The organism is Marinovum algicola, from assembly GCF_900109145.1.
Classification (GTDB): domain Bacteria; phylum Pseudomonadota; class Alphaproteobacteria; order Rhodobacterales; family Rhodobacteraceae; genus Marinovum; species Marinovum algicola.
Window position 1 is genome coordinate 20,942 of sequence record NZ_FNYY01000022.1, and the last position, 22,845, is coordinate 43,786.

The 22,845-nt window shown below is 68.4% G+C and carries 23 protein-coding genes; 12 read left to right on the plus strand and 11 right to left on the minus strand.

All coding sequences use genetic code 11. The annotated features are described in order from the left end of the window. Positions 1-186 precede the first annotated feature (186 nt). Entirely contained in the window at positions 187-1,047 is an 861-nt protein-coding gene (locus tag BMW90_RS21465; protein ID WP_074839071.1) for a PilZ domain-containing protein, read from the plus strand. 57 nt (positions 1,048-1,104) lie between these two features. Here BMW90_RS21465 and rpsO read toward each other — a convergent pair whose 3' ends face one another. The 4 genes from rpsO to truB form a co-directional block, all read right to left on the minus strand. Further along, positions 1,105-1,374 carry a 30S ribosomal protein S15 gene (gene rpsO / locus BMW90_RS21470; RefSeq protein WP_048533422.1) on the minus strand — a complete coding sequence of 90 codons (270 nt, stop codon included), beginning with the start codon at positions 1,372-1,374 and terminating at the stop codon, positions 1,105-1,107. A gap of 155 nt (positions 1,375-1,529) precedes the next feature. Then, positions 1,530-2,519: a calcium-binding protein gene (locus BMW90_RS21475; protein WP_074839074.1), complete on the minus strand. Its 990-nt coding sequence runs from the start codon at positions 2,517-2,519 to the stop codon at positions 1,530-1,532. A 91-nt stretch (positions 2,520-2,610) separates the two neighbouring features. Further along, complete coding sequence (locus tag BMW90_RS21480) at positions 2,611-3,132, minus strand: DUF1643 domain-containing protein (RefSeq protein ID WP_074839077.1); 522 nt, start codon at positions 3,130-3,132, stop codon at positions 2,611-2,613. 4 nt (positions 3,133-3,136) lie between these two features. Then, on the minus strand, positions 3,137-4,048 hold the full coding sequence (gene truB / locus BMW90_RS21485; protein WP_074839079.1) for a tRNA pseudouridine(55) synthase TruB: 912 nt from the start codon (positions 4,046-4,048) through the stop codon (positions 3,137-3,139). Between the two features lie 135 nt (positions 4,049-4,183). Between truB and BMW90_RS21490 the strand changes: the two genes are divergently transcribed. Beyond that, a complete protein-coding gene (locus BMW90_RS21490) occupies positions 4,184-4,996 on the plus strand; it encodes a class I SAM-dependent methyltransferase (protein WP_074839082.1) in 813 nt (270 codons plus the stop codon). 27 nt (positions 4,997-5,023) lie between these two features. Here the strand turns inward: BMW90_RS21490 and BMW90_RS21495 are convergent, their stop codons facing one another. Then, complete coding sequence (locus BMW90_RS21495; RefSeq protein WP_074839085.1) at positions 5,024-5,764, minus strand: phosphodiester glycosidase family protein; 741 nt, start codon at positions 5,762-5,764, stop codon at positions 5,024-5,026. After that, complete coding sequence (rbfA, locus tag BMW90_RS21500; protein WP_074839088.1) at positions 5,761-6,156, minus strand: 30S ribosome-binding factor RbfA; 396 nt, start codon at positions 6,154-6,156, stop codon at positions 5,761-5,763. Before rbfA ends, BMW90_RS21495 begins: the two co-directional genes overlap by 4 nt. 82 nt (positions 6,157-6,238) lie before the next feature. Between rbfA and dapB the strand changes: the two genes are divergently transcribed. Further along, positions 6,239-7,057, plus strand: coding sequence for a 4-hydroxy-tetrahydrodipicolinate reductase (gene dapB / locus BMW90_RS21505; RefSeq protein WP_074839090.1), 819 nt, complete (start codon positions 6,239-6,241; stop codon positions 7,055-7,057). A gap of 97 nt (positions 7,058-7,154) precedes the next feature. Here dapB and BMW90_RS21510 read toward each other — a convergent pair whose 3' ends face one another. Further along, positions 7,155-7,346 (minus strand): DUF1674 domain-containing protein, encoded by a 192-nt coding sequence (locus tag BMW90_RS21510; RefSeq protein WP_074839094.1) that lies wholly within the window; start codon positions 7,344-7,346, stop codon positions 7,155-7,157. A gap of 72 nt (positions 7,347-7,418) precedes the next feature. Between BMW90_RS21510 and BMW90_RS21515 the strand changes: the two genes are divergently transcribed. The 7 genes from BMW90_RS21515 to BMW90_RS21545 all read left to right on the plus strand — a co-directional run bounded on the left by BMW90_RS21515 (position 7,419) and on the right by BMW90_RS21545 (position 16,085). Then, positions 7,419-8,681, plus strand: a complete 1,263-nt coding sequence (locus tag BMW90_RS21515; protein WP_074839097.1) for an RsmB/NOP family class I SAM-dependent RNA methyltransferase — start codon at positions 7,419-7,421, stop codon at positions 8,679-8,681. A gap of 108 nt (positions 8,682-8,789) precedes the next feature. Then, positions 8,790-10,541 carry a heparinase II/III family protein gene (locus BMW90_RS21520; RefSeq protein ID WP_048533413.1) on the plus strand — a complete coding sequence of 584 codons (1,752 nt, stop codon included), beginning with the start codon at positions 8,790-8,792 and terminating at the stop codon, positions 10,539-10,541. A gap of 18 nt (positions 10,542-10,559) precedes the next feature. Further along, positions 10,560-12,158, plus strand: coding sequence for a bifunctional phosphoribosylaminoimidazolecarboxamide formyltransferase/IMP cyclohydrolase (gene purH / locus BMW90_RS21525; RefSeq protein WP_048533412.1), 1,599 nt, complete (start codon positions 10,560-10,562; stop codon positions 12,156-12,158). A gap of 16 nt (positions 12,159-12,174) precedes the next feature. Next, positions 12,175-12,672 (plus strand): signal peptidase II, encoded by a 498-nt coding sequence (gene lspA, locus BMW90_RS21530; RefSeq protein WP_074839099.1) that lies wholly within the window; start codon positions 12,175-12,177, stop codon positions 12,670-12,672. Positions 12,673-12,727: 55 nt separating this feature from the next. Further along, positions 12,728-13,285 carry a DUF3035 domain-containing protein gene (locus BMW90_RS21535; protein WP_074839102.1) on the plus strand — a complete coding sequence of 186 codons (558 nt, stop codon included), beginning with the start codon at positions 12,728-12,730 and terminating at the stop codon, positions 13,283-13,285. An 89-nt stretch (positions 13,286-13,374) separates the two neighbouring features. After that, positions 13,375-14,751, plus strand: coding sequence for a M16 family metallopeptidase (locus BMW90_RS21540; protein WP_074839104.1), 1,377 nt, complete (start codon positions 13,375-13,377; stop codon positions 14,749-14,751). Then, entirely contained in the window at positions 14,748-16,085 is a 1,338-nt protein-coding gene (locus tag BMW90_RS21545; protein WP_074839106.1) for a M16 family metallopeptidase, read from the plus strand. The genes BMW90_RS21540 and BMW90_RS21545 overlap by 4 nt, the downstream gene beginning before the upstream one ends. A gap of 91 nt (positions 16,086-16,176) precedes the next feature. Here the strand turns inward: BMW90_RS21545 and dapA are convergent, their stop codons facing one another. Continuing rightward, a complete protein-coding gene (gene dapA / locus BMW90_RS21550; RefSeq protein WP_074839109.1) occupies positions 16,177-17,052 on the minus strand; it encodes a 4-hydroxy-tetrahydrodipicolinate synthase in 876 nt (291 codons plus the stop codon). Positions 17,053-17,195: 143 nt separating this feature from the next. Between dapA and BMW90_RS21555 the strand changes: the two genes are divergently transcribed. Next, positions 17,196-19,397, plus strand: a complete 2,202-nt coding sequence (locus tag BMW90_RS21555) for a lytic transglycosylase domain-containing protein (RefSeq protein ID WP_244526571.1) — start codon at positions 17,196-17,198, stop codon at positions 19,395-19,397. A 93-nt stretch (positions 19,398-19,490) separates the two neighbouring features. On the opposite strand, the gene BMW90_RS21560 is transcribed toward BMW90_RS21555, so the two are convergent. Together BMW90_RS21560 and mnmD are read right to left on the minus strand one after the other, a co-directional pair. Continuing rightward, positions 19,491-20,384 (minus strand): DMT family transporter, encoded by an 894-nt coding sequence (locus BMW90_RS21560; RefSeq protein WP_074839112.1) that lies wholly within the window; start codon positions 20,382-20,384, stop codon positions 19,491-19,493. Further along, positions 20,381-21,049: a tRNA (5-methylaminomethyl-2-thiouridine)(34)-methyltransferase MnmC2 gene (gene mnmD / locus BMW90_RS21565; RefSeq protein ID WP_074839114.1), complete on the minus strand. Its 669-nt coding sequence runs from the start codon at positions 21,047-21,049 to the stop codon at positions 20,381-20,383. Before mnmD ends, BMW90_RS21560 begins: the two co-directional genes overlap by 4 nt. Positions 21,050-21,105: 56 nt before the next feature. On the opposite strand from mnmD, the gene BMW90_RS21570 reads away from it, so the two are divergent. Continuing rightward, positions 21,106-22,137 carry an NAD(P)/FAD-dependent oxidoreductase gene (locus BMW90_RS21570; RefSeq protein ID WP_074839116.1) on the plus strand — a complete coding sequence of 344 codons (1,032 nt, stop codon included), beginning with the start codon at positions 21,106-21,108 and terminating at the stop codon, positions 22,135-22,137. A 56-nt stretch (positions 22,138-22,193) separates the two neighbouring features. Here the strand turns inward: BMW90_RS21570 and BMW90_RS21575 are convergent, their stop codons facing one another. Further along, entirely contained in the window at positions 22,194-22,817 is a 624-nt protein-coding gene (locus BMW90_RS21575; RefSeq protein ID WP_048533404.1) for a trimeric intracellular cation channel family protein, read from the minus strand. Positions 22,818-22,845 lie beyond the last annotated feature (28 nt).

Below are 22,845 nucleotides of genomic sequence, written 5' to 3' on the forward strand. Positions count from 1 at the left end.
TACAGGGTTTCACGCCACTTGGAAAGACGGGATGTGGATAGCTTTGTACACGGGCGGATGCGGCCGCCGGGGCGGGCGGGCTTAAGCCTTTCGTAAAGCCGCTGTGCTAGTCCTCGCCGCGTCAGGCAGGCAATTGCCGGCGGGCGGCAGTCTTTGACACGTCGACAGGGGGCTGGACCAGTGCGAATGTCCGATTTCAGAACTCTTCTGGCGGCCGGCCTCATGCTGGCGGTGTCTGTCGCGACTGCCGCGGCCGAAGAGGCCTGTATCTTCGAGGCCTGGCTGCTGCGAATGGTGCATCAGACCAACGCGGCGGCGACCGGCAAGCCCGGCCTGGTGCGCCAGCAGGCCGGGCTTGCCCGGACACTTGCGGCGTTTGACCGGCCCGAGATGCGCCGCGCGATGGCGCGCGAAGGCTATGGCGATTTCGCGCCGCTGACCGGCCGGCATGTGGCCTCGGCCCGGGCTCTGCTGGCCAACCCGCCGGGCAGCCCGGGCCGCGACGCCGCGTTGCGCCGGCTTGGCAGCAGCGGCGCGCGGCTGCTGGCGGCGGTGGCCCGGATCGATTGCGCCGCGACAAGCGAGGAGTCCGCCCGAAGCGCGACGCGAGGGGCCGGAACGGCCCCGGGCGCAGGTCGTGGCACCGGGCTCTGGCCGGCATTCGACGGATCGGCCGGGCTCGCGCTTTTGTTGGCGGCGGCGGCGTTGGCCGGGCTGCTTCTGCTGGAACACCGGACCCGTTCGCGCAAGCGGCGGAACCGGCGCTTTGTCTGCGATATCCCCTGCCGCATCAGGCTGCGCGGCAGGCTCCATGACAGCCGGATCGTCGATATCAGCGAGGCGGGCGCCAAGCTTCAGCTGGGGATGGAGGGCAGCGGCGATGCGCCGGTCGATATCGAGGCCGGCACGTTTGCGGCGGCGGGGCGGGTGGTCTGGGCCAACACGCATTATTGCGGCGTGGTGTTCGACCGGCCGCTGGCCTCGGGCCAGTTGCAGGAGGCAATGCTGGCGGGCTGCGGGCCGGCCCCGGCATCGGTGCAGACATGACAACGCCCGCCAGTTTGCACTGGCGGGCGTCACGGAGCCTTGCGGATCCGAAAAACCTTAGCGGCGGATTTCGAGACGCTTGATCAGGTCCTGATAGCGTGCCTCTTCCTTGCCTTTGAGGTAGTCGAGCAGTTTCCGGCGCTGAGCCACGAGCTTCAGGAGGCCACGGCGGGAGTGGTTGTCCTTCTTGTGGGTCTTGAAGTGCTCGGTCAGCGTGCGGATGCGCGAGGTGAGGATGGCCACCTGAACTTCGGGCGAGCCGGTGTCGCCGTCTTTGGTGGCGAATTCCTTCATCACGCGGTTCTTTTCTTCCACAGTAATCGACATCGGGGTCTCCTTTCGGAAATCTAAAGGGTTATGGCGCAAGCCGGGATGTCGTCCAGCAGGGCCCGTGGAGATGGTGCGCCCCGGCCGCGAAGCCGGGGCAAGAGCGCCCTATAGGGCAATTTTCGCGGTTTGGAAAGGGCCGAGCGCCACGGCCCTCATGCGGCAGGGGGAAGCACCTCCCATGCGGCGGCCTCGGCCTCGGAAACCAGCAGGATATCGGCCATGGTCATGTCTTCCGCGCCGCGCAGAAGCGCCACCTCCTGGCCGTCCACCGACATGCGCAGCACGGCGGGATCGTCGGCATCTGGCGCAATTGTCACATCGACGCCGCCGGCCGGGTCATCGGAAATCAGCAGGATCCGGTCCTCGCCCGGTTCGAAATCGATCAGCGTGATCTGCTGCCCGGGATCGCCGCGCAGCACGATGTCATCGGCGCCGGCGCCGCCGGTCACGACATCGCCATCGTCGGCAAGGATTCGGTCGTCGCCGGCGTTGCCGTTGAGATAATCCACCGCGTCGTCCCCCGCCTCGGTGCCATCGAGCAGGTCGTCGCCGGCGCCGCCGAACAGCGAATCGCTGCCCTGGCCGCCGATCAGCGTATCGGCGTCATGCCCGCCGAGAAGACCGTCATCGCCGGCGCCGCCGATCAGCGTGTCGTTGCCCTGGCCATCGGTCAGAACGTCGTCGCCGGCCCCGCCCCGCGACAGATCGTGCCCGCCGTGGCCATAAAGCGCGTCATTGCCGTCGTCGCCCGAGAGCGTATCTGCCCCGGCCTCGCCATGCAGGGTGTCGTCCTCGCTGCCGCCGTGCAAGAGATCGTCGCCGGCACCGCCCCAGATCCAATCCGCGCCGGCTCCGCCCGACAAAAGATCATCGCCGCCCCGGCCATCGATCGCATCGCTGCCGCCACCGCCGGAGATCAAGGAGACGCCCTCGCCACCGGCAAGCGTGTCGGCGCTCGCGCCGCCAGTCTGCGTGTCGGGCTCTTCGGCGGGTTCGATCATGCCGGGCGGGCCGAGGTCGTCCTCGGTCAGCTCGGGCGCCGTCGTCCGGCCGCCCGGGTCGTCGTCGTCATCGCCAATCGTGCCGATCATCACGACCGAGCCGACAGCGGCCATGCCCAGAAGGCCCGCAATCAATAACATGGTTTCACACCCTTTGTCCCGCGGGCAGTATCCCGCCGCAGCGCCCGCAGGGCAAACCAAATCGGATCAAATGGTTAACGGTTTCAGGTATTTACCCGGCGTTTACCACAAAATGCTGTGGTTTCTGCGCGTAGGAGACATACAGTGGATGACGCGGCAGCCCGTGCCGGGTGAGCCCGAGCGCATAGAGCCGATCCTGCGCCGGTGCCATCAGCGCCAGGGCCTCGGTGTCGCGGGCGCGGTGGGTGCCATGCACGCCCCAGGCGGCCAGCACCATGTCGGCCTCGTCGCAGGCGCGGCTGAGAAAGCCGTCGTTTTCCGGCCCGACCGGCGCTTCGGCGGCGCGCAGATCCTCCGGCGCCGTGGCGCGGAAGGCAAAGAGGTTGACCACGTCGAGCGCGCCGAAGCCCAGGAGCCGCGCGCGTTTCTCGCAGCGCGCGATGGTCGGATCGTTGACCTTTTCGCTGGCGGTCGAAGGGTTGAGCATGACAAAGACGATGCGCCCCGCCGTCGCGTTCCAGACCCGCGTCAGGCGGTAGCGGTAGAGCCCGCATTCGCTGTAGATCGCTTCCGAGCGGCAATCGGGCGTCTCATGCGTTTTGGTGACGAGCATTGGCCTAGCCAGTGACAAACACGCGCGAGGGTTGCAGCTTGCCGCCGCGGTATTCGCCAACGGCCACCGGCGTGCCCTGATGGCTGACCCAGGCGGTCTCGCCAAATTCGACATCGCCGCCGCCGGTCACCTCGGCCGGGTTGCCATTGCGCAGCCGGGTGGCGGATTCGACACCGCAATGCAGCTCGGGCAGATCGCCAAGACCGGTTTCCAGGGGCAGCAGCAGGGCGTCGAGCTCGGGCGTCTGTGCCAGTTCCTCGACCCGGTCCAATGCCACCGCAGTTTCAAGATCGAACGGCCCCGACCAGATCCGCCGCAGGGTGACCACATGGCCGAGACAGCCCAGCACCCGGCCCAGATCGCGGGCAATGGCGCGCACATAGCCGCCCTTGCCGCAGGTCATTTCCAGCACCGCGGTGTCGGCATCCGGTCGGTCGACCAGCAGCAGCTCCTCGACCCAGAGGGGCCGCGCCGCGATTTCGACATCCGCGCCGTCGCGGGCCAGCTTGTAGGCCCGTTCGCCGTCGATCTTCACCGCCGAGAATTTTGGCGGCACCTGCTCGATATCTCCGACGAACTGGCCCAGAGCGGCCTTGATCTCGTCGTCGCTGGGGCGGCTGTCCGAGGTCTCGATCACCTCGCCCTCGGCGTCATCGGTGTTGGTTGCGGCCCCCCAGCGCACGGTAAATTCATAGGCCTTCATCGCGTCGGTGACATAGGGAACCGTCTTGGTGGCCTCGCCCAGCGCCACCGCCAGCAGGCCGGTCGCCTCGGGGTCGAGCGTGCCGGCGTGGCCCGCCTTCTTGGCCTGAAACGCCCAGCGCACCTTGTTGACGACGGCGGTCGAAGTGGGGCCCGCGGGCTTGTCCACCACCAGCCAGCCGGAAATGTCGCGCCCCTTGCGTCTGCGTGCCATGATGTCCCCGCGATGTGTGATCAGAGCGGGCGGGATAGAAAACGCCGGCGCAGCCGTCAATAGGGCGCAAGAAAAACCCGAGCGCGCGGCGGTTCTGTGCTAGATTGGAGCCCTGCCATATTTGCGAGGGCTCTGATGGCGGGAGGTGACACGGATTTTGCCGGATCGATCCCCGAGATCTACGACGCCTGGCTGGTGCCGCTGATCTTCGAGGCGCATGCCGAGGACATGGCGCAGCGGGTGGCGGCGCTGGCGCCGAAAGACGTGCTCGAGACGGCGGCGGGCAGCGGTGTGGTCACGCGGGTGCTGGCGCCGCAACTGGCGGCGACCACACGTTATGTCGCCTCCGATCTCAACCCGCCGATGCTGGCGCGGGCCGCCGCGCGGCAGCCCGAGGGCAAGGGTGTGCACTGGCAACCGGCGGATGCGCTCGACATGCCCTTCGGCGACGCGAGCTTCGATGTGGTCTGCTGCCAGTTCGGGGTGATGTTCTTCGCCGACCGCATCGCCGGCCACCGCGAGGCGCGCCGTGTGCTGCGGCCCGGCGGGCGCTATATCTTCAGCACCTGGGACAAAATCGCCGAAAACGGTTTCGCTGATTGTGTGGCCCAGGCGGTGGCCGAGGTCTTTCCCGAGGATCCGCCGGATTTCCTGGCCCGCACGCCGTATGGCTATCACGATCCGGCCGGCATCCTATCCGATCTCCGGGCGGCGGGTTTTGCCGATATCGCGGTCGACACGATCGCCGGCGAGAGCCGGGCAGCCTCGGCCCGGGAGCCGGCGGTGGCCTTTTGCCAGGGCACGCCGCTGAGAACCGAGATTGAGGCGCGCGACCCGTCACGGCTCGAAGAGGCGACGGCACAGGCGCAGGCGCGGATTGCCGCGCGCTACGGGTCGGGGCCGGTGACGGCGCCGATCCGCGGCCATGTGGTGACCGCGCTGCGTTAGGCCGGCGCGGGCGCCCGGGTTCGGAGCTCAGGGGTCGGGCACCACCACGGCGATGATCGGCCCCATCGGAAAGCCCAGATCGCTGCGGCCGATGTCGGGGGCATGCAACCGCGAGACATTGCCATCGAGAAACAGCGCCTGCGGCACGCCGAGCACGTCGCGGAAGAAGCTGGCGAATTCCCAGAAGGTCACGGTGTTGTTGGAAATCACGAAATAGGCGGTTTTCCCGTCCCCGGAGGTGCCGACGCCGTTGCGGATATAACGCGAGGTGCCGTCGGGCAGGAAATCGGGGTGCAAGTCGCCATCGATCACCAGCATCGGGCCGGATTGCGTGGCATAGCGGCAATCGGGCGCCTGATCGAGATATCTGCGGGTCTCGATCACATCGGCGCGGCCCGGGCGCAGGCAGAGCACGCCATTCGGCAGCAGGCCGAAATTGCCGGGGCCCTCGTTGGCGATCACCCGCATCTCTTCCTCGCCCTCCTCGATGTAATGGCCCACCGGGGCGCGGTCGTCGTGGTACATGCCGCCGTTGGTGGCAAAGCGCAGCTGCTTGCCCTCGGCCTGCACCGCGCGTTCGAGATTGGCAAAGGTGCCATAAGGCGCGCCGGCCTCATCGGCGCGGTAGAGCCGCAACTCCTCCTCGCCGGGGCTCACCTTGCAGACAGTGAACCGGTTGCCTTCGTACCGCTCGTCCGAACAGGTCACCGCCATGGCCGGCGCCGCCACCAGAAGCAGCAGGGCTGTCAGTCCGCCGCGCAGCCTCATTCGTCCAGGTCGCGCCGGACGTTTTCCTGGGCGAACATCCGGCGGGTGTCTTCGAGCCGGTCGAAGGTGTCATCCAGCCGGAACCGCAGGTCGGGCGAAAACTTGATGGTCAGCTGCTTGTTGACCAACCGGCGAATCTCGCCCTTGTTGCGCGCCAGAAGCGCCACGACGTCCTCGCCGCCCTGGCCGCCCAAGGGGCAGACATAGGCGGTGGCGATGCGCAGGTCGGGTGACATGCGCACCTCGCCCACGGTGATCGACACGCGGTTGAGATCGGGGTCATGCACCTCGCCGCGCATCAGAAGCTCGGAAAGGGTCCGGCGGATCAGCTCGCCGACCCGAAGCTGGCGCTGCGAGGCGCCCTGACCGTCTGGTATCTTGTTCTTAGCCATATCTGGCAGATACGCTTTCGCGCGGGCTTTGCCAAGTCGGGCGGCAGGCGGTATGTGGGGGCAAGCACAGGAGATCAGAGACATGAGCGCACCCCTTCCCGGCATTGTGATCACCGGCGCATCCGGCCGGATGGGCCAGATGCTGATCCGCAGCGTGAGCGAAAACGACCGGATGCGGCTGGCCGGCGCGGTCGAACGCAAGGGCCACGACTGGGTGGGGCGCGACGTCGGCGAGGCCATGGGCGGCGCAGCGCTGGGGGTGACGGTGACCGACGATGCGCTCTCGGTCTTTGCCGAGGCCCAGGCGGTGATCGATTTCACCGCGCCGGCGGCGACGGTGGAATTCGCCCATCTGGCGGCGCAGGCGCGGCTGTGCCACGTGATCGGCACCACCGGCATGGAAGAGCAGCACCTGGCCAAGATCCAGGCGGCGGCGCGCCATGCGGTGATCGTGCGGGCCGGCAACATGAGCCTCGGGGTCAACCTGCTGACGCTGCTGACGGAGAAGGTGGCGCGGGCGCTGGACGCGGAGTATGACATCGAGGTGATCGAGGCGCATCACAACCGCAAGGTCGACGCGCCCTCTGGCACCGCGCTGATGCTGGGCGAGGCGGCGGCCCGGGGCCGCGGCGTCGCGCTGGCGGATGTCGCCGACCGCGGCCGCGACGGCATCACCGGCGCACGGCAGACGGGCGACATCGGTTTCGCGGTGATTCGCGGCGGCGATATCGTCGGCGAGCATGACGTGATGTTCGCCGCCGCCGGCGAGCGGATCACCCTGCGGCATGTGGCCTCGGACCGCTCGGTCTTTGCCCGTGGCGCGCTGAAGGCGGCGCTCTGGGGCCAGGACAAGGCGCCGGGGGAATACGACATGATCGACGTGCTGGGGCTGCGGGACTAGGCGGTTCGGCCGGGCGGACGCGGGGCAGGGGGCGCTGCCCCCGGCGCCTGGCGGCGCCTCCCCCGAGGGTATTTCCGGCAAGAGGAAGCCCGCAGGCTCAGAAATCGATGGCGAGGCCCTTTTTCTCCCAGTCGCCGTAGCGCACGGGTTCGGGGCCGTCGCGGCCGCCGAGTTCGGTGGGCAGGGGCGTCCGGCCGGCCTGTTCGATGCGGCGGGCATCGGCCTCTTCCAGGGCGCGGCGGGCGGCATCGGGCAGGGCGGCGCGGCGTTGCGCTTCGGTCTGGTCCATCGGGCTTTCCTCTTTTCGTCCTCCCAGATATACGCCGGGGCTTCACATGGGCAAGCGGTCTGGAGGTCGCGGATGGCAGCAACGGCACGTGCGGGAGCGCTCTGGCTTCTGGGGCAGGTTCTGGCCGAGGGGCGGCTTCTGTCGGAACTGACCGGCACGGCGCAGCATCTGCGGCTCGATCCGGCCGAGCGGGCGCGGGCGCAGCGGCTGGCGCTGGAAACGCTGCGCGGGCTGGAAAAGGCGGACCGCGTCGTGAAGCCCTATCTGCGCAAGATGCCGCCGCTGGCGGTGCGTAACGTGCTGCGGCTGGCCACGGTCGAGCTCTGCCAGGGCGGCGATGCCCATGGGGTGGTGAACGAGGCGGTGGCGCATGTGCGGCGCGGCAAGCGGACCGCGGCCTATGGCGGCATGGTCAATGCGGTGCTGCGCAAGGTGGCGCTCGAGGGGCCGGCGAAATGGGCCGAGCTGCGGGTGCCGCATCTGCCGAAGTGGTTGCGCCAGCCCCTGGCCGAGGCCTGGGGCGGCGCCACCGTGGCGGCGATGGAAGCGGTGCATTTTGCCGGCGCGCCGCTCGATCTGACGGTGAAATCCGACGCCCGGGAATGGGCCGCGCGGCTGGGCGGGGCGCTGCTGCCGACCGGCTCGGTCCGGCTGACGGCGCCGGGGCAGGTCTCGGCCCTGCCGGGCTTCGAGCGCGGCGACTGGTGGGTGCAGGATGCCGCCGCCGCCCTGCCGGTCCGGGGGCTGGGAGAGGTTGCGGGGCTGAGCGTGCTCGACATGTGCGCCGCCCCCGGGGGCAAGACCCTGCAACTGGCCGCCGGGGGCGCCGATGTCACGGCGCTGGACATTTCCGAGGGGCGGCTGGCGCGGGTGCACGAGAACTTGGCGCGCACCGGGCTGAGCGCCGCGGTGGTGACGGCGGATGCGCTGGCCTTCGCGGGCGGGCCGTTCGATGCGGTGGTGCTTGATGCGCCCTGTTCGGCCACCGGCACCATCCGGCGGCATCCCGATCTGCCGCTGGTGCAGCGCGGCGAGGCGATCGGCGGGCTGATCGAGCTTCAGGCAGCGCTGCTGGACCATGCGCTGACCCTGCTGAAGCCGGGCGGGCGGCTGCTGTATTGCACCTGTTCGCTGCTGCCCGACGAGGGGGAATGCCAGATCGAGGCGGCGCTGGCGCGGCATGAGGGCCTGCGGGTGATGCCCGGAGCCTTCGATCTGCCGGGGGTGGCGCCGGACTGGCGCAGCGACGACGGCGGGCTGCGGCTGCGGCCGGATTACTGGGCCGAGCGCGGCGGCATGGACGGGTTCTACATGGCCTGCCTGACCCGGGGATAACCCGGCCGCTGCCGGTCGCGGCGGGTGTTTTCAAAGGTGACTTTGTGCCGCGGCACGGCTATGCTCGGCCTCATATAACGCACGCCAAGTGCGCCAGAGGCAGTGCAGATGTCCGAGTACGAAAGCTGGTCGGCGCGACAGACGCGCCTGATGCACCGCGTTCATGCGCGGCTGGCCGCGCGGGCGCGCGCGGCGACGGCGTTCGTGTCGCAGCCCGAACCGCGCACCATCGGCAGCTTCAACCGGGGCCGGCAGCTGATCGCCGGCAACCTGATGTTCGCCGGCCATCTGATCGAGGCGAAGGGCGCCATGCTCTGGGATCTCGACCCGCCCGATCAGGCCTTCCTCGAACAGATCCACGGCTTTGGCTGGCTCGACGATCTGGCGGCGGTGGGCGATCTGCGGGCGCGGACGGTGGCGCAGGACTGGCTCTGGGGCTGGATCGACCGTTACGGGCGCGGCAGCGGGCCGGGCTGGACGCCGGATCTGACCGGCCGCCGGCTGATCCGCTGGACCCATCATGCGATCTTTCTGCTGCGCGCGCTGGAGCCGGCGCAGTCGGCGGCCTATTTCCAGTCGCTGGCGCATCAGACCCGGTTTCTCGGGCGGCGCTGGCACAAGGCGGCGCCGGGGCTGCCGCGGTTCGAGGCGCTGACCGGGCTGCTCTATGCCGGGCTGTCGCTGAGCGGGATGGAGCGCCACGTGGGATCGGCCACGGCGGCGCTGGCGCGGGAATGCGCCGGGCAGATCGACGACCAGGGCGGCATTCCGACCCGCAATCCCGAAGAGCTGCTCGAGGTTTTCACCCTGCTCACCTGGGCCGCCGCGGCGCTGGAGGAGACCGGCAATCCGGTGGCCCCCGAGCACCAGACCGCGATCACCCGCATCGCCCCCACCCTGCGCGCCCTGCGCCACAGCGACGGCGGGCTGGCGCGGTTTCATGGCGGCGGGCGGGGGCTGGACGGGCGGCTCGACCAGGCGCTTTCGGCCTCGGGGGTGCGCAAGGGCGCGCAGGGGCTGGCGATGGGCTTTGCCCGGCTCTCGGCGGGCCGCACCTCGGTGATTGTTGATGCCAGCCCGCCGCCCGAGGGCGCGGCCTCGTTCAACGCCCATGCCTCGACGCTGGCCTTCGAGCTGACCTCGGGGCGGCGGCCGCTGATTGTCTCCTGCGGCTCTGGCGCGCATTTCGGAGAGGATTGGCGCCGCGCCGGCCGCGCCACGCCGTCGCACAGCACCCTGGCGCTCGAAGGCTATTCCAGCGCCCGGCTGGGCCGCGAGGGCCGGGTGGCCGGCGCGCGACGCGAGATGCTGGAAGATGCGCCGGAGGAGGTGCCGGTCGAGATCGGCCATGCCTCTGACGGGCTCAAGCTCGAGGCCGGGCATGACGGCTATGTCGACACCCATGGCCTGACCCATGCCCGCATCCTCGAGCTGACCTTCGATGGCCGCGGGCTGGTGGGCGAGGACATGCTGCTGGCGCTGAAATCCTCCGACCGGAAGCGATTCGACCGGGTGCGTCACGCGGCTGGCAAATCGGGCATTCCCTATCATGTGCGGTTTCACCTGCATCCCGATGTCGATGCCGAGGTCGACATGGGCGGCATGGCGGTCTCGCTGGCGCTGCGCTCGGGCGAGGTCTGGGTGTTTCGCCACGAAGGCGGGCTGGAAATGACGCTGGAACCCTCGGTCTATCTCGAAATGGGGCGTTTGCGGCCCCGCGCGACGAAACAGATCGTTTTATCTCACCGGGCAATGGAGTATGCGACGCGCATTCGCTGGTCTCTGGCCAAGGCGCATGACACTGCCGTGGCGGTGCGCGACCTGACCACCGACGACGAAGACTACGATTTTGACAGCTGACCGCAGGACCCTGACGATATGACCGATGACACCCGCCTCGTGCCGATCCGGCGCGCGCTTCTCTCAGTTTCCGACAAGACCGGCCTGACCGATCTGGGGCGTGCCCTTGCCGAACGCGGGGTCGAGCTTCTGTCGACCGGCGGCTCCGCCAGGGCGCTGCGCGAGGCCGGCCTCGAGGTCCGCGACGTGGCCGAGGTGACCGGCTTCCCCGAGATGATGGATGGCCGGGTAAAGACGCTGCATCCGATGGTGCATGGCGGGTTGCTGGCGCTGCGCGACAATGACGCGCACGTGGCGGCAATGAAAGAGCATGGCATCGGCGGCATCGATCTGCTGGTGGTCAACCTCTATCCCTTCGAGGAGACCGTGGCCAAGGGGGCCGATTACGACACCTGCATCGAGAACATCGACATTGGCGGCCCGGCGATGATCCGCGCCGCGGCCAAGAACCACGGTTTTGTGACCACGGTGGTGGATGTGCAGGATTACGAAGGGCTGCTGCAAGAGCTGGACGCCAACTCCGGCGCGACCTCCTATGGTTTCCGCCAGCGTCTGGCGCAGATCGCCTATGCCCGCACCGGCGCCTATGATGCCGCCGTTTCCTCCTGGATGGCCGGGGCGCTGGGCGCCGCCGCGCCACGCCGCCGCGCGGTGGCCGGCGAGGTCAAGCAGACCCTGCGTTATGGCGAGAACCCGCACCAGCAGGCGGCTTTCTACACGGATGGCACCGGCCGCCCCGGCGTCGCCACCGCCGTGCAGCATCAGGGCAAGGAGCTGTCCTACAACAACATCAACGATACCGATGCGGCCTTCGAGCTGGTGGCGGAGTTCGCCCCCGAGGACGGCGCGGCCTGCGCCATCATCAAGCACGCCAACCCCTGCGGCGTGGCCAAGGGCGCGACGCTGCTCGAAGCTTATAAGGCGGCCTTCGACTGCGACCGCACCTCGGCCTTTGGCGGCATCGTCGCCTTCAACCGGCCGCTCGACGAGGAGACCGCACGGGAAATCACCGGCATCTTTACCGAAGTGGTGATTGCGCCTGGCGCCTCGGACGGCGCAATGCGTATTTTCAAAGAGAAGAAGAACCTGCGTCTGCTGACCACCGAGGGCCTGCCGGATGTGCGCGCCGGCGGCCAGACCCTGCGGCAGGTGGCCGGCGGCTTCCTGATGCAGGACAAGGACGTGGGCTTTGTCGGGCTCGATGACCTCAAGGTGGTGACCAAGGTCGCGCCGACCGACGAACAGATGCGCGACCTGCTGTTTGCCTGGAAAGTGGCGAAACACGTCAAGTCGAACGCCATCGTCTATGTCAAGGATGGTGCCACCGTTGGGGTTGGCGCCGGCCAGATGAGCCGGGTGGATTCGGCGCTGATCGCAGCGAAGAAAGCCGAGCGCATGGCCGAGGCGCTGGGCCTCGACACGCCGCTGACCCAGGGCTCCGCCGTGGCGTCGGATGCCTTCTTTCCCTTCCCCGACGGGCTGATGGAAGCGGCGGCGGCGGGCGCGACCTGCGTGATCCAGCCGGGCGGCTCGATGCGCGATGACGAGGTGATCGCCGCGGCCGACGAGGCCGGGCTGGCGATGGTCTTTACCGGCATGCGCCACTTCCGGCACTAAGGGCAGGAGCGGGCAGATGCGAACGGTGTTCTGGGCAGCCTTCTGGGTGTTTCTGCTGGATCAGGTCAGCAAGATCGTTGTCGTGCATCTGCTCGATCTGCGCACCCTGGGCGAGATCGACGTGCTGCCGCCCTTCGTCAATCTGCGGATGGCGTGGAATTCGGGCATCAATTTCGGCCTGTTTTCCGGCCATTCCGATGCGGCGCGGATGGTGCTCATCGCCATCGCGCTGCTGATCGTCGGGTTCGTGCTGGTCTGGGTCTGGCGCGATCCTCCGGGACGGACCGGCCGGATTGCGGCCGGCCTCCTGATCGGCGGCGCGCTGGGCAATGTGCTCGACCGGGTGCTGTATGGCGCGGTGGCGGATTTTCTCAACATGTCGTGTTGTGGCATCGAGAATCCCTATGCCTTCAACGTCGCCGATATCGCGATCTTTGCCGGCGCCTTCGGGCTGGTGCTGTTTCCCGGATCGGGCAGCGGCAAGGGCTCGCCAAAGCGGAAAAAGGGCACGTGACCTCTCTGGAACAATCCGTTAAGTCTGGGCGCGTGAGCAGGTGGAGTGAATACGCATGACAGTCTCGCCAATTGCAAAGCGGTGCGTTTTGCTGGCGTTGGCCCTCGGGCTGGCGGCATGTGGCGAGCGTGACATCACCCTGCACGAGCTGCGGGTGCGCGGCGACGGCCCGGAAGAATTTGCCATCGTCCCGCCCAAGCCGTTGCAGACGCCGGAGAGCTTTGACGCGCTGCCGCCGCCGACACCGGGCGCGGCCAACCGCACCGATCCGACGCCCGAGGCCGATGCCGTCGCGGCGCTGGGCGGCGATGGCGCCCGCGTGGCGCCGCGGGCCGCGGGCGCGGCAGCCGGCGATGGCGCGCTGGTGAGCTATGCCGCCCGCAACGGCGTGCAGCCGGGGATCCGCGCCCAGCTTGCCGCCGAAGACCTGGAGTTTCGCAAGCGGGCCTCGCGGTTCACCTGGCAGCTGATGCGCGAAGACAAGTATTACGACGCCTACGAACGCTTTGCGATCGACCCCTATGAGGTGCTGCGCCTGTTCCGCCGGGCCGGGGTCAGAACCCCCGCCGCCGATCCGACGGAAGAGCGGAACGACAATCGCGTGGGCGGCTGAGCCGGCTCACGCAACTGTCACGCGGTTTTTCTTGAACTCCGGGGGGGAGCGGCCATTAGTAAGGCCTGACACCCATTCAGGAGAGCCACATGTCCGCACCCCCGTTTGACCGACTGACCCCCAGCCTGCGCGCGTTCGCCGCCGGGATCGCCCTGCTCTGGGCCGGGGCCGCATTGGCCCAGACGTCGATCGAAGATCAGGTGACCACCGCGACGCTGGACAATGGCCTCGAGGTGGTGGTGATCGAGGATCACCGCGCGCCGGTGGTGGTCCACATGCTGTGGTATCGCGCCGGCAGCGCCGATGAGACGCCGGGGGTTTCTGGCGTGGCGCATTTTCTCGAGCATCTGCTGTTTCAGGGCACCAAGAACATGGCCCCGGGCGAGCTCAGCCGCGTGGTGGCCGAGAACGGCGGCACCGACAATGCCTTTACCAGCTACGATCAGACCGGATATTACCAGCGCGTCGCCGCCGACCGGCTGGGGCTGATGATGCAGATGGAGGCCGACCGGATGGTCAACCTTCAGCTTGGCCCCGAGGAAATCCGCACCGAGCGCGAGGTGATCATCGAAGAGCGCAACATGCGCACCGAGAACGACCCGGCGGCGCTGATGCGCGAGCAGGCCCGCGCGGCGCAATATCTCAATCACCGCTACGGCGTGCCGATCATCGGCTGGCGGCACGAGATGGTGGGCCTCGATCTCGAGGCGGCGCTGGAGTATTACCAGACCAACTACGCCCCCAACAATGCGCTGCTGATCGTGGCCGGCGACGTCACGCCCGACGAGGTTCTGGCGCTGGCCAAAGAGCATTACGGCCCGATTGCGGCCAATCCCGATCTGGCGCCGCGCGACCGCCCGCAAGAGCCGCCGCAGACCGCACCGCGGCGGTTGGTGTTCGAAGACCCGCGGGTGGCCCAGCCCTATGTGATCCGCACCTACCTGGCGCCCGAACGGGACCCCGGCGCCCAGGAAAAGGCGGCGGCGCTGATGCTGCTCTCCGAAGTGCTGGGCGGCGGCCAGACCTCGGTGCTGAACGAAAAGCTGCAATTCGACCAGAAGCTTGTGGTCTATGCGGGTGCCGGATATGGCGGCGTCTCGCTGGATGACACGACGTTCTCGCTGGTTGTGGTGCCGGTCGAGGGCGTGAGCCTCGAGGCGGCGGAAACGGCGCTTGATGCGGCGGTGGCCGAGTTTCTCGAGGAAGGCGTCGACACCGAACAGCTGGACCGGATCAAGCGGCAGTTCGAGGCCAGCCGGATCTACGCCCGCGACAATGTCGAGCGGGTGGCCAATCAATATGGTCGGGCGCTGACCTCGGGGCTGACGGTCGAGGATGTGCACGCCTGGCCAGAAATCGTGGCGGCGGTGACCGAAGAGGATATCCTTGCCGCCGCGCGCGAGGTGTTCGACGACAAGGCCAGCGTGACAAGCTGGCTCATGCGCCCGCAGGAGGTGACCCAATGACCGCGCTCTTCAACGCCCCGCTGGTGAAAACATGGGCCTTTGCCGCCGCCGCGCTGGTGATGGCCGCGCTGCCGGCCCGTGCCGAGATCGAGATCCAGGAGGTCACCACCCCCGGCGGCATCTCGGCCTGGCTGGTCGAAGAGCCGTCGATCCCCTTTGTCGCGCTCGAACTGCGCTTCAAGGGCGGCGGCTCGCTCGATGCGCCGGACAAGCGCGGGGCGACCAATCTGATGGTCGGCCTGCTCGAGGAAGGCACCGGCGAGATGGATGCGCGGGCCTTTGCCCGCGAACTCGAAAGCCTGGCGGCGTCCTTCGATTACGACACGTTCGACGACACGATTTCGGTGTCGGCCAAGTTCCTGACCGACACCACTGACGCGGCCATGGCGCTGCTGCGCGGCTCTCTGGTAGCGCCGGCGTTCAACCAGGTGGCCATCGACCGGGTCAAGGCGCAGGTGCTGTCCGGGCTGGCCTCGGACCTGTCCGACCCCGATAAGATTGCCGGCCGCACTTTCGACCGGCTGGCGTTTGGCGATCACCCCTATGCCACCTCGCTTGATGGCACCCGCGACAGCGTGATGGCGCTGAGCCGCGAGGATATCGTCGCGGCGCATGCGGCGGCCTTTGCGCGCGACCGGGTCTATGTCAGCGCGGTGGGCGACATCTCGGCCGAGGAGCTGTCGGCCTTGCTCGATGAGCTGTTGGGTGACTTGCCCGAAACCGGTGCGCCCCTGCCCGGCACGGCGCCCTTCCTGCTCGAGGGCGGCTTGACGGTCGAGCCCTTCGACACGCCGCAATCGGTGGTTCTTTTCGGGCACCGGGGGCTGGAACGCGATCACCCGGATTTCCTCGCCGCCTATGTGATCAACGAGGTCTTCGGCGGCAGCGGGCTGACCAGCCGGCTGATGTCCGAGGTGCGTGAAAAGCGCGGTCTGACCTATGGCGTCTATTCCTATCTGGTGCCCAAGGATCACGCGGCGCTGGTGATGGGCTCGGTCGCCTCGGCCAACAACCGCGTCGCCGAGACCATTGCGGTGATCCGCGAGGAATGGGCCAAGCTGGGGCAGGACGGTCTGACGGCCGAGGAGCTGGCAGCGGCCAAGACCTATCTGACCGGGGCCTATCCGCTGCGCTTTGATGGCAACGGGCCGATCGCCAATATTCTGATCGGCATGCAGATGGACGGTCTGGGGCCGGAGTATGTGACCGAGCGCAATGCGCTGGTCGAGGCGCTCACGCTGGACGAGGTCAACCGGGTGGCCGCCGAGCTTTACGACCCCGAGGCCCTGCATTTCGTGGTGGTGGGCCAGCCCGAGGGGCTGGAGACGCAATGACCGGCGCGGCCCCGGGGCCGTATTGCAGCACGAAAAAGGCCCGGCGCGATCCCTCGCGGCCGGGCCTTTCAATTCCGCAGCGGTCAGAGCCTCAGCCGGTCAGACCGGCTTGGCGCAGCCCGGCGTCGATCAGGGCGCGGGTCGGCTCGCTGACCGGCAGGAGCGGCAGCCGCACCTCGTTTTCGCAGAGCCCAAGCCGCGACATCGCGTATTTCACGCCGCAGAGCCCCGGTTCGGCAAAGATTGCCTGGTGCAGCGGCATCAGTCGGTCCTGGATTTCCAACGCCTTGGCGTAATCGCCGGCCAGACAGGCGTTCTGCAAGGCGCTGGACAACGCCGGCGCCACATTGGCGGTGACCGAGATGCAACCGACGCCGCCCTGGGCGTTGAAACCATGCGCGGTGGCATCCTCGCCCGAGATCTGAAGGAAATCGGCGCCACAGGTGATGCGCTGGGCCGAGACCCGGGCGAGATCGCCGGTGGCGTCCTTGACGCCGATGATGTTCTTCAGTTTCGCCAGCTCGCCCATGGTAGCGGGCAGCATGTCGATCACCGAACGCGGCGGGATGTTGTAGATGATGATCGGCAGGTCGACGGCCTCGGTGATGGCGGTGAAATGCGCGATCAGCCCGGCCTGCGTCGGCTTGTTGTAATAGGGGGTCACCACGAGGCCCGCATCGGCGCCGACCGATTTGGCATGGGCCATCAGACGAATCGCTTCGGTGGTGTTGTTCGATCCGGCGCCGGCAATCACCGGGATGCGGCCGGCGGCGGCCTTGACCACTTCCGACACGACCAGCTCGTGCTCGCCATGGGTCAGGGTGGGGCTTTCGCCGGTGGTGCCGACCGGGACCAGACCATGGCTGCCCTGATCGACATGCCAGTCCACAAGTTTTCGCAGCGTCTCCAGATCGACCGCGCCGTTCTTGAACGGCGTGACCAGGGCTGGCATGGACCCTTTGAACATGGTGACGCTCCTTTTCTGTCAACAGGCCCGCCCCGAGGGCGCGCCGCATGTCCGCCAGTGTCAGCATCGTGAGTTGAAGGATGCGGCGGACGGGTTATCTTCTGGATCGTGTCTATTCCTTTTCAGAACAGAAATTGCAAGTGATGATGCGTGCGCTTTTATGCCTTCTGGCACTGGCCGCTTCGCCGGTGCCCGCTCAGCAAACCTCTGATACCGGGGCCGCTGTCGACCTGACGACAAGCCTGCGCCCGCGGGCCAGAAGCTCTGGTGCGCAGGGCGATGCCGAACCCGCCGCCGAGGCCGAGGACGGGCTGCCCGCCGCCGAACCCGAAGCGATCGCGGCGGGTGAGGATGCCGCCGTGCCCGAGCCGCTGGAAGAGCTGGAAGAAGACCTCGCCGGGCTGCGCCCCAGGGTCAGGCCGAAGGGGCTGGATACAGAGCCGCTCGGGCTGCGCGTGCCTGCGGCCGATCCGGGCTTCAAGGCCGGGCTCGCCGCGATGCGCGATGGCCGCTGGGACGAGGCCCTTCGCCTTGCCGGCCCCGAAGGTTCGCCGGCGCGCGATGTCATCATGTGGCACTTTCTGCGCAGCGGCAGCGGCAGCTCGGGCGAGGTGATGGAATTTCTCGCCCGCAGCGGCGACTGGCCCGGCCTGCCCTATCTGCGCGAGAAATCCGAAGACGCCATGGCCGGGGCCTCGGTCGCGGCGCGCCTCGCCTTTTTCAAGGAGCAGGAGCCCCAGACCGGCACCGGCGCGCTGGCCCATGCCGAGGCACTGGAGGCCAGCGGCGAAACCGGCGCGGCGCAGGCCGGCATCGTCAAGGCGTGGCTGACCCTGGCGCTGTCCGACAGCGAACAGGCGCGGTTTCTCGACCGATATGGCAGCCTGCTCAAGCCGCATCACGAGGCGCGTCTCGACCGGGCGCTCTGGGAAGGCTGGGAGATCAACGCCACGCGGATGCTGCCCCTGGTCTCCGAGGGCTGGCAAAAGCTCGCCACCGCGCGGATGGCGCTGCGCGCGCGCAATGGCAATCCCGATCCGCTGATCGCCGCCGTGCCGGCGGTGCTGGCCGATGATCCGGGTCTGGCCTATGAGCGGTTTGAATGGCGGATGGCCAAGGGGCTGCGCGACAGTGCCATTTCACTGCTGCTCGACCGTTCGACCAGTGCCGAGAGCCTGGGTGAGCCCGAGCACTGGGCGCGCCGACGCCACACGCTGGCGCATCGCGCCATGCGCGACGGCGATCCGGTGCTGGCCTATCGCATCGCCGCCTCGCATTACACCGTGACCGGCCGCAATTTCGCCGAGCTGGAATGGCTCTCGGGCTATCTCGCCCTGCGGTTCCAGAAGGACCCGAGCCGGGCGCTGGCGCATTTCACCCGTTTCAAGGGTGACGTCTTTACGCCGATCTCGCTCGGCCGCGCCGGGTATTGGCTGGGGCGTGCCTATGAGGCACTGGGAAACGAGGATGCCGCCAAGGGCGCCTATGCGCTGGGCGCGGCCTATCAGACCAGCTTCTACGGGCTGCTGGCGGCCGAGCGCGGCGGCCTGCCGTTCAACAGCAATCTCGGCGGTTTCCGCCCGGTCGAGGACTGGCGCGAGGCCGCATTCACCAAATCCCGGGTGCATGAGGCGGCGCTGTTGCTTCTGGCGGCGGGCGAGGGCTGGCTGGCCAAGCGGTTCTGGACCCATCTGGCCGAGAGCCAGGACGAGGAAAACCTGCACCTGATGGGCAAGATGCTCGAGGATCTGGGCCAGCCGCATATCGCCGTGCTGCTGGGCAAACGCGCGGCGCAGGCCGGGCACGAGATCGCGGCGCCCTATTATGCGGTGCATCCGGTGGCAAAACGCGATCATCCGGTGCCGACAGAGATGGTGCTGGCCATCGCCCGCCGCGAGAGTGAGTTCGACCATTCGGTGGTCAGCCACGCCGGCGCGCGCGGGCTGATGCAGGTGATGCCGGCGACGGCGCAACTCGTGGCGCGGCGGGTCGGGCTGGATTACAGCCAGTCCCGGCTGACCGGCGATTGGCTGTACAACTCCCGTCTCGGCGCGGATTACCTGCGCGGGCTGGCTGAGGAGTTCGACGGCAATGTCATCATGATGTCGGCCGGCTACAATGCCGGGCCGGGGCGGCCGCGGAGCTGGAAGAACGCCTATGGCGATCCGATCCGGGGCGATATCGACATCGTCGACTGGATCGAGATGATCCCCTTCAACGAGACCCGCAACTACGTCATGCGGGTATCAGAGAGCCTGCCGGTCTATCGCGCGCGGCTGGGCAAGGATCCGCATCCGGTGCCCTTCTCGGAGGAGCTGGTGGGATCGACCCTGCTGCCCGAATGAGCCTTCGGCGGCAAGTTGCGGCCCGAGTTGCGCGGGCCGGGCCAATCCTGCACCAAACGCCGTAAGGCGGGTTTTCAACCTACCGCCCGCGCTTCATACCGGCGCCACCCGCCGGGCCACCCGCATCCTCTGCCGTTCGCGCCACAGGGTGAAGAGCCCGGCGCCCACGATCAGCACCGCGCCCACCACCACCGAGGCCCGCAGGCTTTCGCCAAAGATCAGCAGGCCGATCGCCACGGCAAAGGGCATTTGCAGATAGGCAAAGGGCTGCACCGCGCTGGCTTCGGCAACCTCGTAGCATTTGATCATCGTGTAATGCCCGGTCACCCCGGTCACGCAGAGCGCTGCCATCCAGATCCAGTCGGGCCCGGTCATCGGCACCCAGAACCAGATGCCGATTGCCGTCATCACCACGCAGCCCACCGTACCGGTCCAGAAAAACGACGTGGCGGCGGTGTCGCGGCGTGCGGCATACCGGTTGAGCAGCGAATAGAGCGCGAACATCGAAGCCGCCGCCAGCGGGATCAGCGCATAGATCGAGAATACCCCTGCGCCGGGATTGATGATGATCATCACCCCGACAAAGCCCACTGCGATCGCCAACCAGCGCCGCCAACCGACCTGTTCGCCCAGCACCGGGCCCGAGAGCGCGGCGACCAGCAGCGGATAGCTGACAAAGACCGCATGGCTCTCGACCAGCCCGAGATAGGTGAAAGCGGCGACCATGACACAGATCTCCAGCGCCAGCAGCACGCTGCGGAAGATCTGCACCAGCGGCTGATCGGTGCGCGCCACATCGCGCAGCCCGCCGGCCTTGCGCGCCGACAGGGCGATCACGAAGGCGGCAAAGAACCAATAGCGGATCATCACCACCATGAAGACATTGTATTCCGAGGCGAGATGCCGGCTCAGCCCGTCCTGCACCGCAAAGACAAAGGTGGTGGCCACCATCAGCCAGATGCCGCGCACCGTATCGTTCTGGGTCATAGGGTGGCCCTTGTCATGTGACGTTTGCGGCCGAAGCCGGGGATGCGGGTGACGGCAAAGCCGCCCGCGGCGAGCGCGCGGCGCACATGGCCCGCCGCGGTATAGGTGGCCGCCGTGCCGCCAGGGGCGGTGTGGCGCGCGACCTGCATCATCAGGGCCTCGCCCCAGAGTTCGGGGTTTTTGGCCGGCGAAAACCCGTCGAGAAACCAGGCATCCGCCTTGCCGGACCAGTGCGGCAGGGTCTCGCGGGCATCGCCCTGGACCAGGGTGAAGGTCAGGTCGGGCGTCTCGAAGTGGCGCGCGCCGGCCTGCCACTGCGGTGCCAGCTCCGCCGCGATCGCGGCCAGTTCGGGAAAACCGGCCTGCGCGGCAATCATGTCGTCGGCCTGCATCGGGAAGGCCTCGAAACTGGTGAAATGCAGCCGGCCGGGCGGGCCGGCGGCGCGAAAGGCCGAAAGCGCGCAGAGCAGGTTCAGCCCGGTGCCGAAGCCCAGTTCGGCGATGTGAAAGCCATCGGCAAAACGCGCCGGCAGGTCGTTACCGGCCAGAAAGACATGCCGCGTCTCGGCCAGGCCATTGTCGAGCGAGTAATAGGGATCGTCGAATCGGGTCGAGACAGGCACGCGCCCGTCGCGCCATTCCAGCTCTGCGCTCTGGTCTGTCATTTTCGGCTGCCTTAAGGGTTTCCCCCGAGGCCTAAAGCCTGACGGAGGGGTATGCAATGGACGACGTGACAGTGCGGGGGGCGGGCGTGTTCGGCCTGTCAGTGGCCTGGGCCTGCGCCCGGCGCGGCGCCAAGGTGCGGGTGATCGATCCCTTCGGCCCGGCGGCGGGCGCCTCCGGCGGCATCGTCGGCGCGCTGGCGCCGCATGTGCCGGAAAACTGGAACGCCAAGAAGGCCTTCCAGTTCGAGAGCCTGCTGATGGCCGAGGGTTTCTGGGCCGAGGTGGCGGAGGCCGGCGGGCGCGAGCCCGGCTATCTGCGCTCGGGCCGGTTGCAGCCCCTGGCCGATGACCGCGCGGTCGACCTGGCCCGGCAGCGGGCCGGGACGGCGGCCGAACTCTGGCAAGGCAAGGCGGTGTGGCGCGTGGTCGATGCGGCGGGCTATGGCGATTGGGCCCCGGCCTCGCCGACGGGATTGCTGGTCGAGGACAGCCTCAGCGCCCGGGTGCATCCGCGCCGGGCCTGTGCCGCGCTGGTGGCGGCGCTGGCGGCGCGCGGGGTCACCGTGACCCCGGAGGGGGAAGACCGGGGGGCCGTGGTCTGGGCCACCGGGATGCAGGATCTCGCGGCGATGAGCCGGGCGGCGGGGCGCAGCCTCGGCAACGGGGTCAAGGGGCAGGCGGCGCTGTTGCGATTCGCGGCGCAGGACCGCCCGCAGCTTTTTGCCGATGCGCTGCATATCGTGCCGCATGGCGACGGCACGGTGGCCGTGGGCTCGACCTCGGAGCGCGAATACGACGATGGCGCGGCAGTGGACGATCAGCTCGAGGCGGTGATCGCGCGGGCGGTGGCGGCCTTTCCGGTGCTGGCCGGGGCGCCGGTGGTGGCGCGCTGGGCCGGGGTGCGGCCGCGGGCGCGCAGCCGGGCGCCGCTGCTCGGGGGGCATCCCCTTCGACCGGGGACCTTCATCGCCAACGGCGGGTTCAAGATCGGCTTCGGCATGGCGCCGCTGGTGGGCGAGGTGATGGCGGATCTGGTGCTCGAGGGTCGCGACCGGGTGCCGGAGGGGTTTCGCCCGGAACCGTTTTAGGGCGGGGGCGACGAACCGGCGGAGAGGTCCCGGATCGGGTCCGGGACGGTGGGGCGCTATTTCTCGCGCGGCGGGCGGCTTTTGTAGACCGGCAGCATCCAGCCCCAGCGCAGGCTGCCGGCGCGCAACGCCCAGGTCACGCCGGCGCAGCCCAGAAGCGCGACGTCGCGGCCGAGACCCAGCTCCAGCAGCCCCAGCGCGGCGCCGGCACCGGCCAGCGCGGCGGTGGCGTAAAGCTCGCCCTGGCGCAGGATCACCGGCACCTCGTTGGCCACCACGTCGCGCATCAGCCCGCCGAAACAGCCCGTCGCCACCCCCATGATCAACACGATCACCGGTGGCTGATCCAGCGCCAGCGCCACCCCGGTGCCGGCGGCCACCGCCACCGCCAGCGCGAAGCTGTCGAGCCAGAGCAGCCAGCGCAGCCGGCTTTCCATCCGGTGTGCGGTGAAGAACACCAGCAGGGCCGCGCCGCAGGCGGTCGGGACGATGCCGGGATCGGCGATCCAGAACACCGGGTTGCGATCGAGCAGCAGATCGCGCAGCGTACCGCCGCCCACCGCCGTCAGGCTGGCGAGAAAGGCGAAACCGATGATATCGAGCTGCGCCCGCGAGGCCGCCAGCGCCCCGGTCAGGGCAAAGACAAGGACCGATGCATAGTCGAGAACACTCAGGATCATGGCGCGTCCTTGCGGCGTGAAGGCTGCG